Below are 16,212 nucleotides of genomic sequence, written 5' to 3' on the forward strand. Positions count from 1 at the left end.
CCGATGCTGACCGCCGTCGACCACGTCCAGCTCGCCGCCCCGCCCGGCTCCGAGGACCTGCTGCGCGCGTACTACGTGGACGTCCTCGGCATGACGGAGATCCCCAAGCCACCGGTCCTCGCGGCACGTGGGGGCTGCTGGTTCCAGGCGGGGGCCGTGCAGCTCCACCTGGGAATCGAGGACGACTTCCGGCCTGCGAAGAAGGCCCACCCCGGGCTGCGGGTCACGGGGATCGAGGCGTACGCGGCGTGGCTGGCCGAACGCGGGGCGCCGGTCACCTGGGACGACGACCTACCGGGGCACCGGCGCTTCTACTCGGAGGATCCGGTGGGCAACCGGCTGGAGTTCCTGGAGCCGCTGGTCACAGCTCGTCGAGTGCGGCAGAGGTGATGTCGATGTCGATCTCGAACGGCTCGGCGAGTTCCAGCTTGTCGTGGTGGATGCCGGTGAGCCGTTGCCGACGACCGGGTCCAGCTCGTAGGTCCGGACCACCGGGTGCTGGTTTCCCTCTGCCATCTCGACCAGCCAGAAGTGCGGGATGCCGGCGGCTGCGTACTTCAAAGGCTTGGTGTCCCGATCGCGGGCCTCGGAGTCAGGGGAGACGAACTCAATGGCGAGTACGAGGTCCTCGGCGTGGTACCGGGTCTGCTCCCGTCCCGTGAACGCATCCGCACGGACAACGCTGACGTCGGGTTCAGGGGCGTTTCGCCGGTCGATGACGACTGTCATCTCACGACGCACCTTCAGCCGACTGGGCAACGTACGGCGCAGGCCAGTCACCAGCAGGTCGATCACGACGCTGTGGAAGTCACGCTGCGGACTCACGAAGACCAAGCTCCCGTCGATCAACTCGGTGTGCGGCGGGAGGCCCGGCAGGGTGAACAGGTCGTCGACCGTGAAGCCCTCGGGGGGCGGCACAGGCAGGTGGATGCCGGGCTCGGAGTCGTGGGCGGCGCTCGGCTCGGCAGTCATGGTGATTCCTCCCATGAGCGGGATTCAACGGCCTGAGTACCCACGCTAGCCGCCGGAACCGAGAAAGGTCGTCACACCGGGTGATCGACACACGGGGTCGGCCAATCCACTGCCAGTGCCTGCTGCGGCACTAGCTCTTGCGGTGACCTATCAGTCGCGGCTTCGGCTCCAGCCCGTCCAGCCCGTGCCACGCCAGGTTCACCAGATGCGCCGCCACCTCGGCCTTCTTCGGGCGGCGCACGTCCAGCCACCACTGGCCCGTCAGCGCGACCATCCCGACCAGCGCCTGCGCGTACAGCGGGGCCAGCTTCGGGTCGAAGCCGCGGCTCTTGAACTCGCGGCCCAGAATGTCCTCCACCTGCGTCGCGATGTCCGAGATCAGCGACGCGAAGGAGCCCGTCGACTGCGGGATGGGGGAGTCCCGGACCAGGATCCGGAAACCGTCCGTGTACTCCTCGATGTAGTCCAGCAGCGCGAACGCCGCCTGCTCGCACAGCTCACGGGGGTGCCCGGCCGTCAGGGAGCTGGTCACCATGTCCAGCAGGCGCCGCATCTCGCGGTCCACCACCACCGCGTACAGACCCTCCTTGCCGCCGAAGTGCTCGTACACCACCGGCTTGGACACCCCGGCCTTGGCCGCGATCTCCTCCACCGACGTGCCCTCGAAACCTTTCGCGGCGAACAGCGTGCGACCGATCTCCAGCAGCTGCTGGCGGCGCTCCGCACCGGTCATCCGAGTACGGCGTGCGCGCCGCGGCTTGTCGCTGCTGGGGGTGCTGGAGTCGGTCGCCACCCCGCCATCATGCCGTGCCGGCGGTCACCTTCCCGAGTCGGGAGCCACTCCCGTCACCGCGCGCCGTGAATCGATACGCGAGCGTGACGGCCAGCGCACGTCGTACGCCCACCCCAGCTGCTCGAACCAGCGGATGATCCGCGCCGAGGAGTCCAGCTGGCCCCGCTCCACACCGTGCCGCGCCGACGTCGGGTCCGCGTGGTGCAGGTTGTGCCACGACTCGCCGCACGACAGGACCGCCAGCCACCACACGTTGCCCGAACGGTCGCGCGACTTGAACGGCCGCTTGCCCACCGCGTGACAGATCGAGTTGATCGACCATGTCACGTGATGCAGCAGAGCCACCCGAACGAGCGACCCCCAGAAGAACGCGGTGAACGCACCCCACCAGGACATCGTGACCAGCCCGCCGATCAGCGCCGGCAGCAGCAGCGACACGGCCGTCCACAGCGCGAACTGGCGGGAGATCGCCCGCATCGCCGGGTCCTTGATCAGGTCCGGGGCGTACTTGTCCTGCGGCGTCTGCTCCTCGTCGAACATCCAGCCGACATGGGCCCACCACAGGCCCTTCATCAGCGCGGGAACCGTCTCCCCGTACCGCCACGGGGAGTGCGGGTCGCCCTCCGCGTCGGAGAACTTGTGGTGCTTGCGGTGATCGGCCACCCAGCGCACCAGCGGCCCCTCCACGGCCATCGACCCCGCGATCGCCAGCGCGATCTTCAGGGGCCGCTTCGCCTTGAACGAACCGTGCGTGAAGTGACGGTGGAAACCGATCGTGATGCCGTGGCAGCCCAGGTAGTAGAAGAAGACCAGCAGGCCCATGTCGAGCCAGCTCACGCCCCATCCCCACGCCAGCGGCACCGCCGCGACAAGCGCCAGGAACGGGACGGTGATGAACAGCAGCAGCGTGATCTGCTCGATCGAGCGCTTCTGCTCGCCACCCAGCGTCGCGGAGGGCAGCGGAGAGTCGTCGTTCGCCTTCGGGGCGTCTTCGATCACATCGGAGCTCGTGGTCATGGGGCGTCCCCTGTGGGGTCGAGGGTCGAGGCAAATGCCCGGATACGGCACCCAGCGTGCTCCCGCCACCTGACGGGACACCCTACGGTTCCGTAACCTACGGCGTCGTAAGTATGGCAGTGCGTCGCTCGGCGGCAAGAGCCCGAAAGCCTGCGCGTCCGCATCGCCACCTATCCTTGGAGTCGGTCGGACAGCGCGGTCCGCTCTGATTTCTTCCCGGATGCCAGGACCGTATGCGGCACCCGCCGCGCACGGCACCCATCCGGGTCCCCTCCCAGACGAGCTTCAACACTGCAAGGAGCCGCACCTGTGAGCAGTGCCGACGACCAGACGACGACGACCAGCAGTGAACTGCGCGCCGACATCCGCCGACTGGGCGACCTGCTCGGCGAGACCCTGGTCCGCCAGGAAGGCCCCGAGCTCCTTGACCTGGTCGAACGGGTCCGCCGGCTGACCCGTGAGGACGGTGACGCCGCCGCGGAACTGCTGCGCGGAACCGAACTGGAGACCGCCGCCAAGCTGGTGCGCGCCTTCTCCACCTACTTCCACCTGGCCAACGTCACCGAGCAGGTGCACCGCGGCCGCGAACTGCGCGCCAAGCGCGCCGCTGAGGGCGGGCTGCTCTCCCGCACCGCCGACCGCCTCAAGGACGCCGACCCCGACCACCTGCGCGACACCGTCCGCAACCTCAACGTGCGCCCCGTCTTCACGGCGCACCCCACCGAGGCCGCGCGCCGGTCGGTCCTCAACAAGCTCCGGCGCATCGCCGCACTCCTGGAAACCCCCGTCCTCGAGTCCGACCGCCGCCGCCTCGACACCCGGCTCGCGGAGAACATCGACCTCGTCTGGCAGACCGACGAGCTCCGCGTCGTGCGCCCCGAGCCCGCCGACGAGGCCCGCAACGCCATCTACTACCTCGACGAGCTGCACGCCGGCGCCGTCGGCGACGTCCTGGAGGACCTCACCGCGGAACTCGAGCGCGTCGGTGTCAAGCTCCCCGACGAGACCCGCCCCGTCACCTTCGGCACCTGGATCGGCGGTGACCGCGACGGCAACCCCAACGTCACCCCCCAGGTCACCTGGGACGTCCTCATCCTCCAGCACGAGCACGGCATCAACGACGCCCTGGAGATGATCGACGAGCTGCGCGGTTTCCTGTCCAACTCCATCCGCTACACCGGCGCCACCGAGGAACTCCTCGACTCCCTCAAGACGGACCTCGAAGTCCTGCCCGAGATCAGTCCCCGCTACAAGCGCCTCAACGCCGAGGAGCCCTACCGGCTCAAGGCCACCTGCATCCGCCAGAAGCTCGTCAACACCAAGCAGCGCCTCGCCAAGGGCACCCAGCACGAGCCCGGCCGCGACTACCTCGGCACCAGCCAGCTCCTGCAGGACCTGAGACTCATCCAGACCTCCCTGCGCGCCCACCGCGGCGGCCTCTTCGCCGACGGCCGCCTCGCCCGCACCATCCGCACCCTGGCCGCCTTCGGCCTCCAGCTCGCCACCATGGACGTCCGCGAACACGCCGACGCCCACCACCACGCCCTCGGCCAGCTCTTCGACCGGCTCGGCGAGGAATCCTGGCGCTACGACGACATGCCCCGCGAGTACCGCCACAAGCTGCTCGCCAAGGAACTCCGCTCCCGCCGCCCCCTCGCCCCCACCCCGGCACCGCTCGACGCGGCCGGCGCCAAGACCCTCGGCACCTTCGAGACCATCAAGCGCGCCCTGAAGGTCTTCGGCCCCGAAGTCATCGAGTCCTACATCATCTCCATGTGCCAGGGCGCCGACGACGTCTTCGCCGCCGCCGTCCTCGCCCGCGAAGCCGGACTCATCGACCTCCACGCCGGCTGGGCCAAGATCGGCATCGTGCCCCTCCTGGAGACCACCGACGAGCTCAAGGCCGCCGACACCATCCTCGAGGACATGCTCTCCGACCCCTCCTACCGGCGCCTGGTCGCGCTGCGCGGAGACGTCCAGGAGGTCATGCTCGGCTACAGCGACTCCTCCAAGTTCGGCGGCATCACCACCTCCCAGTGGGAGATTCACCGCGCCCAGCGCCGCCTGCGCGACGTCGCCCACCGCTACGGCGTCCGCCTGCGCCTCTTCCACGGCCGCGGCGGCACCGTCGGCCGCGGCGGCGGCCCCACCCACGACGCCATCCTCGCCCAGCCCTGGGGCACCCTCGAAGGCGAGATCAAGGTCACCGAACAGGGCGAGGTCATCTCCGACAAGTACCTCATCCCGTCCCTCGCCCGCGAGAACCTCGAACTGACGGTCGCGGCCACCCTGCAGGCCTCCGCCCTGCACACCGCCCCCCGCCAGTCCGACGAGGCACTCGCCCGCTGGGACGCCGCCATGGACGTCGTCTCCGACGCCGCCCACGCCGCCTACCGCAGGCTCGTCGAGGACCCCGACCTGCCGACGTACTTCCTCGCCTCCACGCCGGTCGACCAGCTCGCCGACCTGCACCTGGGCTCGCGGCCCTCCCGCCGCCCCGGCTCGGGCGTCTCGCTCGACGGCCTGCGCGCCATCCCCTGGGTGTTCGGCTGGACCCAGTCCCGGCAGATCGTCCCCGGCTGGTTCGGCGTCGGCTCCGGCCTCAAGGCCCTGCGCGAAGCCGGCCTCGACAGCGTGCTCAACGAGATGCACGAACAGTGGCACTTCTTCCGCAACTTCATCTCCAACGTCGAGATGACCCTCGCCAAGACCGACCTGCGGATCGCCCAGCACTACGTCGACACACTCGTCCCCGACAACCTCAAGCACATCTTCGACACCATCCGGGCCGAACACGAACTCACCGTCCGCGAGGTACTCCGCGTCACCGGCGAACAGGAACTGCTCGACGCCCAGCCGGTCCTCAAGCAGACCTTCGCCATCCGCGACGCCTACCTCGACCCCATCTCCTACCTCCAGGTCGCCCTCCTCAAGCGCCAGCGCGACGCCGCCGCCGCAGGCGAGGAACCCGACCCGCTGCTCTCCCGCGCCCTTCTCCTCACCGTCAACGGCGTCGCAGCCGGCCTGCGCAACACCGGCTGACACAGCCCCGGACACGACAGTGCCCCCGAGCCCGTGCAGGCTCGGGGGCACCGTCACATCCCGCGGACGTCAGCCCCGGGCGGCCCTGCGGCGCCACAGCACCAGACCACCACCGGCGGCCACCAGCACGGCCGCCGCACCGGACAGCAGCCCCACCGGAGCACCACTGCCCGTCTCGGCCAGGTCACCGCTGCCACCCTGCGCCGAAGGGGACGCGGAGGCCGGCACCGACGCCCCCGCACCCGACGACGAACTCGGCGAGGCGCTCGCGCCGACCGTGCCCGACGGGGAGGCGGACGCGGAGGCCGACGCGGAGGCCGAGGGGGAGCCCGACGGCGTCGTACCGCCCCCGCCCGAGCTCTCGCACTGCGTCCAGAACACCTTGTGCTTCGCGGCGCCCTTCTCGCCGTCGAAGTTCCAGAACAGCTTGTAGTGCCCGTCGGGCAGCGTCATGTCCGCCGTACGGCCGTGGCCGTCGGCGTCCAGGGTGACCGCACCGCTCTTCACGGTCTCACCCTTGGTGGCGGCGGTCGGGGCCCACGCCTCGATGTGCCAGTCCACCTGCTGCCGGCCATCGAAATTGAAGGCGTCCAGGTAGAACGAGCACACGTGCGGCTCGTTGCGCTGGTCGTACTCGTCCGTGGCGGACTTGTGGATCTTCACGTCGCCGTTGTCGCCCCGAGCCGAGGCATGGGCGCAGGGAGCGGTCAGCAACGCTGCTGAGGCGACGGCGACGAAAGCACCGGCGCGCATGAGGGTACGCATGGGCAGTCCAACTTCGAGGAACGGAACGGAAGACGTGGAGGGGGCGGCTCAGCATCGGGCCCGAGAACACCACACGTCAATCACGAAGAGGCAACAGACACTTCATTCACAAACGCCAGGCGAGCGGACAGCAGTCACATCGTCACGAAGGCAGCCGTCAGCAGCGCCACTCCCGACCCCGCCAGCACCCACGCCGTCCGCCTCAGCCGCAGCCCGCCCGCCACCACCACCGAGGCCAGCAACAACGCCCCGCCCAGCGGAAGCCACGCATACAGAACCCCCGCAGGACCCGAACGGACCACATCGTCCGTGCCCGGCCTCACCACCACGGCGTACGTACGCCCCCGCCGCACCGCCACCGTCTGCTCGATCGTCACACGGTCACGCGCCGCCGCCCCCGCCGACAACGGCCTGAACGGACCACTGCACACATCCGACCCACACCGCGTGACCTCGATCGTGCCGCGCTCACGACCCTTGGTCAGCATCACCAACTGCGCCGTACCCCAGGACCCCCACAGCCCACCGACCAGAATCAGCAGGGCGACGGCCCCCATCACCACCACCCGCACCGACCGGAACGCAGCGGACGAGACCCGGCGAGAACGGGCGGCGGTGGCAGACATGGCGGGGATCATGGGACATCCCCACACACGCGGTCAACCCCGCAGGGCGGCACCTCACGAGTTGTACGTACTCTGCGCCCGTTCCAGCCCATCGATCACCAGACACTCCACCGCATCCGCCGCCCGGTCCACGAAGTAGTCCAGCTCCTTGCGCTCCGCAGAGGAGAAATCCTTCAACACGAAGTCCGCCACCGGCATGCGCCCCGGCGGACGCCCGATCCCGAACCGCACCCGGTGATAGTCCGACCCCAGCGCCTTCGTGATCGACTTCAACCCGTTGTGACCGTTGTCGCCACCACCGAGCTTCAGCCGCAGCGTCCCGTAGTCGATGTCCAGCTCGTCGTGCACCGCGACGACATTCCCCACCGGCACCTTGTAGAAATCCCGCAGAGCGTTCACCGGGCCACCCGACAGATTCATGTACGACATCGGCTTCACCAGGACCACCCGACGGCTCCCCGGACCCGGCGGCCCGATACGGCCCTCCACGACCTGCGCCTGCGCCTTCCCCGCCCGCTTGAACTTCCCCCCGATCCGCCCCGCCAGCAGATCCGCCACCATGAACCCGACGTTGTGCCGGTTCATGGCGTACTCGGGCCCAGGATTACCGAGCCCCACGATGAGCCAGGGCGCGCCTGGATCGGTCGTCACGTCCACGTCTCCTCGATACGCGCCAGCCGCCACTCCCGAAGGAGCAGCGGCTGACAAAACAGTGCCGGTGAGAAATCAGGCCTCGGCAGCGGCCTCTTCGCCCTCGGCCTCGCCCTCGGCGGCCTCCTCGACCTGCGCGGCCAGCACCTGCAGGACCACCGCGTCCTCGTCCACGGCCAGCGTCACACCGCTCGGCAGCGCGACGTCCTTCGCCAGCACCGACGCGCCGGCCTCCAGGCCCTCGACCGAGACGGTCAGCGCCTCGGGGATGTGCGTGGCCTCCGCCTCGACCGGCAGCGCGTTCAGCACGTGCTCCAGCAGGTTGCCACCCGGAGCCAGCTCGCCCTCGGCGTGCACCGGAATCTCGACCGTGACCTTCTCGCCGCGCTTCACCAGCAGCAGGTCCACGTGCTCCAGGAAGCCCTTGATCGGGTCACGCTGCACGGACTTCGGGATCGCCAGCTCGTTGGACTTGCCGTCGATGTCCAGCGCGATCAGGACGTTCGGCGTACGCAGCGCCAGCAGCAGGTCGTGACCCGGGAACGTCAGGTGCAGCGGCTCGGAACCGTGCCCGTACAGCACGCCCGGAACCTTGCTGTCACGGCGGATACGACGCGCGGCACCCTTGCCGAACTCGGTGCGCGTCTGAGCGGCGATCTTCACCTCGGACATCTCAACACTCCTCGTAGTAGTACGTAGGACAACGGTCGGGGTCACCCGGCCACGAACGGCCTGCTACGAAGAGCGCGTCGATAACGGACCACCGCAATCGAAAAACGAGTGCGGCCTCCCTCGCCGAGCAACTGCAGCAGTTTACTCGCAGAAGGAGGCCGCACCCAAAACGATCTCCACCAGCCCCAGGGCCGACAGGACCTACTGCTCGTCGAACAGGCTCGTCACCGAACCGTCCTCGAACACCTCACGCACCGCACTCGCGATCGTCGGAGCGATCGACAACACCGTGATCTTGTCCAGGTCCCGGCTCAGCTCACCCGGCGTCGGCAGCGTGTCCGTGAAGACGAACTCACTCACCCGCGAGTTCTTCAGACGGTCCGCAGCAGGACCCGACAGCACACCATGCGTCGCCGTCACGATGACATCCTCCGCACCGTGCGCGAACAACGCGTCCGCCGCCGCACAGATCGTGCCACCCGTGTCGATCATGTCGTCGACCAGGACGCACACCCGGCCCTCGACCTCACCCACGACCTCGTGCACCGTCACCTGGTTCGCGACGTCCTTGTCCCGCCGCTTGTGCACGATCGCCAGCGGCGCACCGAGCCGGTCGCACCAGCGGTCCGCGACCCGCACCCGGCCGGCGTCCGGCGACACCACGGTCAGCTTGTCCCGGTCCACCTTCCCGCCCACGTAGTCCGCCAGCAGCGGCAGCGCGAACAGGTGATCCACCGGACCGTCGAAGAAACCCTGGATCTGATCCGTGTGCAGGTCCACCGTCAGAATCCGGTCCGCACCCGCCGTCTTCATCAGATCAGCGATCAGACGCGCCGAAATCGGTTCACGCCCCCGGTGCTTCTTGTCCTGCCGCGCGTAACCGTAGAAAGGCACAATCACGGTGATGGAACGCGCCGACGCACGCTTCAGTGCGTCGATCATGATCAACTGCTCCATGATCCACTTGTTGATCGGAGCCGTATGGCTCTGGATCAGGAAGCAGTCAGCACCCCGCGCCGACTCCTGATAACGAACATAGATCTCACCGTTCGCGAAGTCGAAGGCCTTCGTCGGGACAACCCCGACACCCAGCTGCTGGGCGACCTCCTCGGCAAGCTCGGGGTGGGCGCGGCCGGAGAAGAACATCAACTTCTTCAGGCCGGTCGTCTTGATCCCGGTCACGACACTGTCTCCTCAGAGGTCATAACTCAGCTGGGCATCCAGAGGCCGCCACAGCCACAACGGCTGGAACACGGACGACCGTCTCAGCTGGTGGGGTGCGGATGTGCACTTATCACGGTACGCCGTCACAGACGCACCTGTTTCCGGTCAGCCCTCGCCATCCGACTCCCGGGAAGCCGCCTCCGCCGCCTTCGCAGCGGCACTCCCCGGACGCTTACGAGCCACCCAACCCTCGATATTCCGCTGCTGACCACGGGCCACAGCCAGCGAACCGGGCGGCACATCCTTCGTGATCACAGAACCGGCCGCGGTGTACGCGCCGTCCCCGACCGTGACAGGAGCCACAAACATGTTGTCCGAACCGGTACGGCAATGGGACCCCACCGTGGTGTGGTGCTTGTCCTGCCCGTCATAGTTCACAAAGACACTCGCGGCACCGATGTTCGTGTACTCACCGATCGTCGCATCACCGACATAGGAGAGGTGCGGGACCTTCGTCCCCTCACCGATCGACGCGTTCTTCGTCTCCACGTACGTACCGACCTTGGACTTCAGCCCAAGACGCGTGCCCGGACGGAGATACGCGTACGGACCGACCGACGCCTGCGGCCCGACCACGGCACCGTCCGACACCGCGTTGACGACCCGCGCCCCCGCACCGACCTCGGTGTCCTTCAACCGCGAGTTCGGACCCACCTCCGCACCCTCACCGACGTGCGTCGAACCCAGAAGCTGCGTACCCGGGTGCACGACGGCGTCCTGCCCGAAGGTCACGGTGACGTCGACCCACGTGGTCGCCGGATCGACCACGGTCACACCCGACAGCATGGCAGCCGTCAGCAGCCGGTCATTGAGGATGCGGCGCGCCTCCGAGAGCTGCACACGGTTATTGATGCCGGCGATCTCACGATGATCGGCGGCGACGGACGCCCCCACCCGATGCCCGGCCTCCCGCAGGATCCCCAGCACATCCGTCAGGTACTCCTCACCCTGACTGTTGTCCGTCCGCACCTGCTTCAGCGCCTCGGCCAGCAACCGGCCGTCGAAAGCGAACACACCCGAGTTGATCTCACGAATCGCCCGCTGCGCGTCAGTCGCGTCCTTGTGCTCGACGATCGCGGTGACCGCACCCGAGTCGTCCCGCACGATCCGGCCGTAACCCGTGGCATCCGGGACCTCGGCCGTCAGCACGGTGACGGCGTTGCCGTCCTCACCGTGGGTCGCGGCCAGCCGCCGCAGCGTCTCACCGGTCAGCAGCGGGGTGTCACCGCACACGACCACCACGGTCCCCTCCACGGACCCGCCCAGCTCCTCCAGAGCCATCCGCACAGCGTGCCCCGTGCCGTTCTGCTCGGCCTGCACGGCCGTGCGGACATCCGGGTCGATCTCGGCCAGGTGCGCCGTGACCTGCTCCCGGGCATGGCCCACGACGACGACGAGATTCTCGGGCTTCAACTCGCGCGCGGAGGCGAGCACATGCCCGACGAGGGAACGACCACAGAGCTCGTGCAGAACCTTGGGTGTGGCCGACTTCATACGGGTGCCCTCACCCGCTGCAAGAACAACGACGGCGGCCGGGCGGTTGGCGCTCACGGGGATGCCCTTCGGCTTCAAGGAGTGGGGTGGACATCCGCAGGATACCGGGGCGTTTCTCGGGGGACATGCGAGCGGGCCCTGACTGGGTCAGTCAGGGCCCGAACCGAGCAGCTCCGCCGGCTGGACTCGAACCAGCACTACAGGGATTCAAAGTCCCGCGGGCTACCGATTACCCCACGGCGGATCACTGCCTCAGACCTTACCGGAGACGTACTGGCGCCTGGGTCACCATTCCGGTCCACCAACCTTCGATACGGCGGTAGAGCTCGGCGCCCTGTGTTACGCGGATCACCAGGCAACCTCGGTAGTTCTCGCCCACGTTCTTGCAGACCGTTTTGGGATTGTGCTTCTTGATCGTCGTCTTCTGGAAGGTTGAGACGTCGACGCCGACCAGGTCGGCCCAGTAGCGCTTGGCTGCCTCCACGTCCGCCGTCATGTGAATCATCACGCGGTACTGCAGGCGCTCCGGCTCCACGCCCAGGAGGCCCAACCACGCCAGGTAGAGCTGGATCACACCAGGGTCGCTGTTGACGAAGAGGACGTTCTCACGTCGATCGTACGGTTTGTCTTTGGAGCCCTCCGCCCAGTAGAGGGCAACGCCGATCATGAACAGGTCTCGGTCGGACATCTCCCCGATCTCCTGCGTCGCTGCGGCCTTGGTCTGCTGTCGCACCTGATCCCGTACGGCCAGCTCGTGCTCCCAGCGCTTCCTCGCTGCCAGCTTGGCCTGCTCCGACGGATCCCGTCGCTCCGGCCTCGGCAGATCCCGTACCCACAGCGAGATCGAACTCTTGGAACACCCCAGCTCCACCTGGATCTGGTCGTACGTCCAGCCCTGAAGCCGTAGCTCACGCGCCCTGTCGCGCAGGTCGTCCTTCGCGTTCGGGCGCTTCGTCCATTCCGGGGGCGGCTCTCCCTCCAGGAGCCGGTTGAGGATGTCGTTGTTGTCGACGTGCAGCCGGTCGCGGATCTGTCGGCGGCTGAGGCCCGCGCGCCGCAGCGCCACCACCCGCTCCCGTAGTCCCTCGAAGTCCGCGTACTTGCCCCGTGCATGGGCATAACCTCTGGGCGGAATCGGTCCTTCCGGGGTCGAACAGTGTGCGATTCAGCAGTTCGAGGGATTCCGGGGCGTTTCGCTTCTGTTCGGTTACGGAGTGTGGTGTGGCGCAGTCGTGGAAACTCGCCGGAAAAGCCGCGGTGGGCGCCCGTAGGCTGGAGCCATGACCACGTCGGGGGAAGTGCACATCGCGGCCGGGGGGCCGTGGTGGTGGGTGCGGTGGCGTAGTGCCGTGCTCGATATCGGGCTCGCGGCGGTGTCCGCCGTGGAGTGTGCGGTGGAGGGGCTCCAGTTCTCGCGGGATGCCGGGTTGCCGGCTCCGGTGGGGATGGTGTTCGGGCTGTTCGCGGGGCTGACGCTGCTGTTGCGGCGGCGGTGGCCCGTTGCTGTGGTGCTGGTGAGCATCGCCGTCACGCCGGCGCAGATGGGTTTCCTGATGGGGCTCGTCGGGTTGTACACCCTTGCGGCTTCGGAGTTGCCTCGGCGGATCATCGGTGCGCTGGCGGGGATGTCGTTCGTGGGGATGTTCGTCGTCACGTATGTGCGGGCGCATCAGGGGATGGTGCGGGGAGATCTGTCCATCGCTGGTGGGTTCATCCCGTTTCTTTCTGTGACCACGGCCCTTGGTATGACCGCGCCTCCCGTGCTTCTCGGTCTGTACGTCGGTGCCCGGCGGCGGCTGATGGAGAGCCTGCGGGAGCGGGCGGATTCGCTGGAGCGGGAGCTGATGCTGCTCGCGGAGCGGGCGGAGGAGCGTGCGGAGTGGGCGCGGAACGAGGAGCGGACGCGGATCGCGCGGGAGATGCATGACGTCGTCGCGCATCGGGTGAGTCTGATGGTGGTGCATGCGGCGGCGCTTCAGGCTGTCGCGCGGAAGGATCCGGAGAAGGCGGTGAAGAACGCCGCCCTGGTCGGGGACATGGGGCGGCAGGCGCTGACCGAGTTGCGGCAGATGCTGGGTGTGCTGCGGAGCGGGGAGGGGGCCGTGGCGCGGCCGGCTCCGGCTGCTGTGTCTCTTGCCGCGGTGGGGGTGGCGGCTGCCGCTGCGGCGTCCCGGGCGGCTGATCCGGAGTCCTCCGAGGGTCCTTGCCTTGCCGAGTTGGAGGAGTTGATCGGGCAGTCCGCCGCGGCCGGCATGGTGGTGGATCTGTCGGTGGAGGGGGAGGTGCGGTCGTATGCGCCGGAGGTGGAGCAGACGGCGTACCGGGTGGTGCAGGAGGCGTTGACGAACGTCCACAAGCATGCGGCGGGGGCGAAGACGCATGTGCGGTTGGCGCATCGCAGTGCGGAGATCGCGATGCAGGTGGAGAACGAGCCGCCGCCGGAGCCGGGTGCGGTGGGGGCGGCGCGGTTGCCGAGTGGGGGCAATGGCCTGCTGGGGATGAAGGAGCGGGTCGGGGCGCTGGGTGGGGTGTTCGTGTCGGGGCCGACGGATGCCGGTGGGTTCCGGGTGTCGGCGGTGATTCCGGCGGAGGCGGCCTGAGTCACCCTGCGGTGAGTCGTACGGGGGCGATTCCGGTGAGCAGGGTGGTGAGGCCGTGGTCGATGTCGGGGCCGAGGTACCAGTCGCCGGTGTGGTCGAGGGCGTAGACGCGGCCTTCGGAGTCGATGGCGATGAGGGTGTGGCTGTCGGTTTCCTCGCCGAGGGGGCTGACTTCGGTGTCGAGGGCGCGGCCGAGGTCGCCGAGGGTGCGGGCCATGTGGAGGCCGTGCAGGGGGTCGAGGTGGAGGGCGGCGGGGGCGAGTTGCCGGCCGGGGCCCTGGGCGGTGAGGTGGAGGCCGCCGAATTCGGCCCAGGCTTCGACGGCGGCGGGGAAGACGGCGTGCCGGTGGCCTGCGGGTGAGGTGTGGTTGCGGAGGGTGTCGGCCCAGATTTCCGCTTGCTTTATGTCCCAGCGGCCTGGTTGCCAGCCTGCGGCGCGTAGTGCGGCGTCGACGGGGACGGGGAAGCGGGTGGTTGTGGAGCGGTCGGCGTGCATCTGCTCTTCGTTCGTCGGGTTCCTGGTCCGGCGTGGGGGCTGCCGTTGTGTGTGTGGGGGGGGGTCAGTCCTGCGGTGTGGGGTCGATGATGCGGACGCCGAAGTGGGCGCTGAGTGCGGTGCAGGCGCGGCAGGGTGGGGCGAAGCTGCCGTGGAGGGGGTCGCCGTCCTCGCGGATGCGGCGGGCGGTGAGTTTGGCGTGTCTGAGGGCTTTGCGGGCTTCGCCGTTGGTCATGGGTCTGCGGGCGGCGCGTTTGCTGCGGGCGGCGTCGGCGGCGGCGATGTGGCGGGAGATGAGGATGGTTTCGGCGCAGCGTCCGGTGTAGCGGTCGCGTTGGCTGGTGGTGAGGGCGTCGAGGAAGTCCTGGACGAGGGGGTGCAGGGCGGGGGGTTGGTCGCCGCGGGCTGCGGTGCCGGTGAGGGTGGTGCCGCGGACGGAGAGGGCGGCGGCGACGGTGGGGAGGATGCCGTCGCGGCGGTGGCGGAGGGTGGGGGCGGGGGGCGCGTCGGTCGCGCTCCAGCCGATGCGCGGGTCGGCGGACGTGTCTGTCGGTGCGGTGTTCATGATCGTCTTCCCCTCCGTGCATCCCCCCGGTGGGGACACAGACTGCCAAATGCCGTGGCGGGTGCGGAAGCTGGGGCGCTGTGACACGCCCGGGTCGGGTCTTTCGGTGACTGTGGGGTGACGGCTGGTCATGTGGGGTGGGCGGGGGAGCGGTGGGCCGGTGACCGGTGTCGTCGTACCGCATAGGCTGTCGGGGTCCGCGATCCGTATCGCCGTACAGGCCAGACAGAAAGCCGCAGGGGGCAACCGTGACGACAGGTCGGCTCGGGCTGGGGGCACCGCCCAGCCGCCAGGCTGGGGGACAGGCCGCGCCGCCGAACGCGGCATACGCCGGGCAGGTCGTGCACTTTCCGGACCCGGTGAGGGCGGCCCGGCATCCGAGGGGGGTGCGGGTCGATGAGTACGGTTATCCGGATTTCTCGCCGTACGCCCGTGCGGCCGCCGAGATCGCGGATCCGCCGGAGGGTTTCGGTGTGGACGAGTTGCGGCTGACGGACTACGTGTCGGCGAACGCGGCGTTGGCGGCGTCGGGGCACGAGTTGTGGGACACGGTCGCGTCGGTGGCGACGCCGCATGGTTGGACGTGGCATCACGTGCGGGGTTCGCGGCGGCTGGAGTTGGTTCCGGTCGAGGTGAAGGCGCTGCTGCGGCATCACGGCGGGATCGCGACGGCGAGGGTGGATCAGGGCAAGCGGGGGACGCGGCCGTTGCAGGAGACGCGGCCGGTGCATTTCGGGTTGCCGAAGTCGTCGGTTGCGGTGACGGAGTCGCAGGTGCAGGGGGTCGAGGAGGATCTGGGGTATCGGCTGCCTGGTGCTTATCGGTCGTTTCTGAAGGCTGCGGGTGGTTGTGCGCCGGTGGGTGCGGCGCTGGACGCGGAGTTGGGGTTGCTGGTGGACCAGCCGTTCTTCACGGTGCGGGACGAGGCGGCGGTCAATGACCTGGTGTATGTGAACAAGTGTCTGCGTGACCATCTGACGAAGGACTATCTGGGCGTCGGTTTTGTGCAGGGCGGGTTGCTGGCCGTGAAGGTGAAGGGTGACCGGATCGGTTCGGTGTGGTTCTGCGCGTATGACGATGCGCGGGATGTGGACGCATCGTGGGCGCCTGCGGAGCGGGTGGAGCGGTTGTTGCTGCCGTGCGGTGACGACTTCGACCAGTTCCTGGGGCGGCTTGCGGGTGATCCGCCGGAGTTGGAGACCGTGGCGAATCTGATGGTGGACGGTGGGTTCGCGCGTGCGGTGCCGGTGTCGTCGGAGTCGTCGGCGTCTTCGGTGGGGGAGTGAGTTCGGGCG

General features: G+C 68.6%; 15 protein-coding genes, 1 tRNA gene and 1 pseudogene. 4 read left to right on the forward strand and 13 right to left on the reverse strand.

Annotation, left to right across the window (positions count from 1 at the left end):
- Nucleotides 1–3 precede the first annotated feature (3 nt).
- Nucleotides 4–390: a glyoxalase gene (locus ACFYZE_RS24795; protein ID WP_388998048.1), complete on the forward strand. Its 387-nt coding sequence runs from the start codon at nt 4–6 to the stop codon at nt 388–390.
- Here the strand turns inward: ACFYZE_RS24795 and ACFYZE_RS24800 are convergent.
- From ACFYZE_RS24800 to ACFYZE_RS24810, 3 genes and pseudogenes are all read right to left on the reverse strand, one after another.
- Nucleotides 362–972, reverse strand: a pseudogene (locus tag ACFYZE_RS24800) (Uma2 family endonuclease). The gene ACFYZE_RS24795 and the pseudogene ACFYZE_RS24800 overlap by 29 nt on opposite strands.
- 130 nt (nt 973–1,102) lie before the next feature.
- Entirely contained in the window at nt 1,103–1,705 is a 603-nt protein-coding gene (locus ACFYZE_RS24805; protein WP_236041747.1) for a TetR/AcrR family transcriptional regulator, read from the reverse strand.
- An 84-nt stretch (nt 1,706–1,789) separates the two neighbouring features.
- Nucleotides 1,790–2,782: an acyl-CoA desaturase gene (locus tag ACFYZE_RS24810; protein WP_388998050.1), complete on the reverse strand. Its 993-nt coding sequence runs from the start codon at nt 2,780–2,782 to the stop codon at nt 1,790–1,792.
- 309 nt (nt 2,783–3,091) lie between these two features.
- Here ACFYZE_RS24810 and ppc point away from each other — a divergent pair, with 309 nt between their 5' ends.
- Complete coding sequence (gene ppc, locus ACFYZE_RS24815) at nt 3,092–5,824, forward strand: phosphoenolpyruvate carboxylase (protein ID WP_388998053.1); 2,733 nt, start codon at nt 3,092–3,094, stop codon at nt 5,822–5,824.
- 69 nt (nt 5,825–5,893) lie between these two features.
- On the opposite strand, the gene ACFYZE_RS24820 is transcribed toward ppc, so the two are convergent.
- The 8 genes from ACFYZE_RS24820 to ACFYZE_RS24855 all read right to left on the reverse strand — a co-directional run bounded on the left by ACFYZE_RS24820 (nt 5,894) and on the right by ACFYZE_RS24855 (nt 12,391).
- Nucleotides 5,894–6,589, reverse strand: a complete 696-nt coding sequence (locus ACFYZE_RS24820; protein ID WP_388998056.1) for an LPXTG cell wall anchor domain-containing protein — start codon at nt 6,587–6,589, stop codon at nt 5,894–5,896.
- A gap of 134 nt (nt 6,590–6,723) precedes the next feature.
- A complete protein-coding gene (locus ACFYZE_RS24825) occupies nt 6,724–7,227 on the reverse strand; it encodes a hypothetical protein (protein ID WP_388998059.1) in 504 nt (167 codons plus the stop codon).
- A gap of 42 nt (nt 7,228–7,269) precedes the next feature.
- Nucleotides 7,270–7,872, reverse strand: a complete 603-nt coding sequence (pth, locus tag ACFYZE_RS24830; RefSeq protein WP_388998062.1) for an aminoacyl-tRNA hydrolase — start codon at nt 7,870–7,872, stop codon at nt 7,270–7,272.
- 69 nt (nt 7,873–7,941) lie between these two features.
- Nucleotides 7,942–8,538, reverse strand: coding sequence for a 50S ribosomal protein L25/general stress protein Ctc (locus tag ACFYZE_RS24835; protein ID WP_388998064.1), 597 nt, complete (start codon nt 8,536–8,538; stop codon nt 7,942–7,944).
- Between the two features lie 201 nt (nt 8,539–8,739).
- Complete coding sequence (locus tag ACFYZE_RS24840; protein WP_388998067.1) at nt 8,740–9,720, reverse strand: ribose-phosphate diphosphokinase; 981 nt, start codon at nt 9,718–9,720, stop codon at nt 8,740–8,742.
- Between the two features lie 147 nt (nt 9,721–9,867).
- Nucleotides 9,868–11,313 (reverse strand): bifunctional UDP-N-acetylglucosamine diphosphorylase/glucosamine-1-phosphate N-acetyltransferase GlmU, encoded by a 1,446-nt coding sequence (glmU, locus tag ACFYZE_RS24845; RefSeq protein WP_388998070.1) that lies wholly within the window; start codon nt 11,311–11,313, stop codon nt 9,868–9,870.
- Between the two features lie 114 nt (nt 11,314–11,427).
- A tRNA-Gln gene (locus ACFYZE_RS24850) sits at nt 11,428–11,500 on the reverse strand.
- Between the two features lie 15 nt (nt 11,501–11,515).
- Nucleotides 11,516–12,391 (reverse strand): hypothetical protein, encoded by an 876-nt coding sequence (locus ACFYZE_RS24855; protein WP_388998218.1) that lies wholly within the window; start codon nt 12,389–12,391, stop codon nt 11,516–11,518.
- Between the two features lie 145 nt (nt 12,392–12,536).
- Here ACFYZE_RS24855 and ACFYZE_RS24860 point away from each other — a divergent pair, with 145 nt between their 5' ends.
- Nucleotides 12,537–13,856, forward strand: coding sequence for a sensor histidine kinase (locus ACFYZE_RS24860; RefSeq protein ID WP_388998073.1), 1,320 nt, complete (start codon nt 12,537–12,539; stop codon nt 13,854–13,856).
- A 1-nt stretch (nt 13,857) separates the two neighbouring features.
- Here the strand turns inward: ACFYZE_RS24860 and ACFYZE_RS24865 are convergent, their stop codons facing one another.
- Entirely contained in the window at nt 13,858–14,352 is a 495-nt protein-coding gene (locus tag ACFYZE_RS24865) for an SUKH-3 domain-containing protein (protein ID WP_388998076.1), read from the reverse strand.
- Between the two features lie 64 nt (nt 14,353–14,416).
- Nucleotides 14,417–14,917 (reverse strand): YwqJ-related putative deaminase, encoded by a 501-nt coding sequence (locus ACFYZE_RS24870; RefSeq protein ID WP_388998079.1) that lies wholly within the window; start codon nt 14,915–14,917, stop codon nt 14,417–14,419.
- A 248-nt stretch (nt 14,918–15,165) separates the two neighbouring features.
- On the opposite strand from ACFYZE_RS24870, the gene ACFYZE_RS24875 reads away from it, so the two are divergent.
- Nucleotides 15,166–16,203 (forward strand): SMI1/KNR4 family protein, encoded by a 1,038-nt coding sequence (locus ACFYZE_RS24875; RefSeq protein WP_388998082.1) that lies wholly within the window; start codon nt 15,166–15,168, stop codon nt 16,201–16,203.
- Nucleotides 16,204–16,212 lie beyond the last annotated feature (9 nt).

It is taken from the genome of Streptomyces sp. NPDC001796, assembly GCF_042892355.1.
Classification (GTDB): Bacteria; Actinomycetota; Actinomycetes; order Streptomycetales; family Streptomycetaceae; genus Streptomyces.

What these genes read in the sequence shown, in the direction of transcription:
- ACFYZE_RS24870 (WP_388998079.1), bottom strand. Translation starts at nt 14,917, where the DNA reads ATGAACACCGCACCGACAGACACGTCCGCCGACCCGCGCATCGGCTGG.
- ACFYZE_RS24835 (WP_388998064.1), bottom strand. Translation starts at nt 8,538, where the DNA reads ATGTCCGAGGTGAAGATCGCCGCTCAGACGCGCACCGAGTTCGGCAAG.
- ACFYZE_RS24810 (WP_388998050.1), bottom strand. Translation starts at nt 2,782, where the DNA reads ATGACCACGAGCTCCGATGTGATCGAAGACGCCCCGAAGGCGAACGAC.
- ACFYZE_RS24795 (WP_388998048.1), top strand. Translation starts at nt 4, where the DNA reads ATGCTGACCGCCGTCGACCACGTCCAGCTCGCCGCCCCGCCCGGCTCC.
- ACFYZE_RS24805 (WP_236041747.1), bottom strand. Translation starts at nt 1,705, where the DNA reads ATGACCGGTGCGGAGCGCCGCCAGCAGCTGCTGGAGATCGGTCGCACG.
- ACFYZE_RS24865 (WP_388998076.1), bottom strand. Translation starts at nt 14,352, where the DNA reads ATGCACGCCGACCGCTCCACAACCACCCGCTTCCCCGTCCCCGTCGAC.
- ACFYZE_RS24860 (WP_388998073.1), top strand. Translation starts at nt 12,537, where the DNA reads ATGACCACGTCGGGGGAAGTGCACATCGCGGCCGGGGGGCCGTGGTGG.
- ACFYZE_RS24825 (WP_388998059.1), bottom strand. Translation starts at nt 7,227, where the DNA reads ATGATCCCCGCCATGTCTGCCACCGCCGCCCGTTCTCGCCGGGTCTCG.
- ACFYZE_RS24820 (WP_388998056.1), bottom strand. Translation starts at nt 6,589, where the DNA reads ATGCGTACCCTCATGCGCGCCGGTGCTTTCGTCGCCGTCGCCTCAGCA.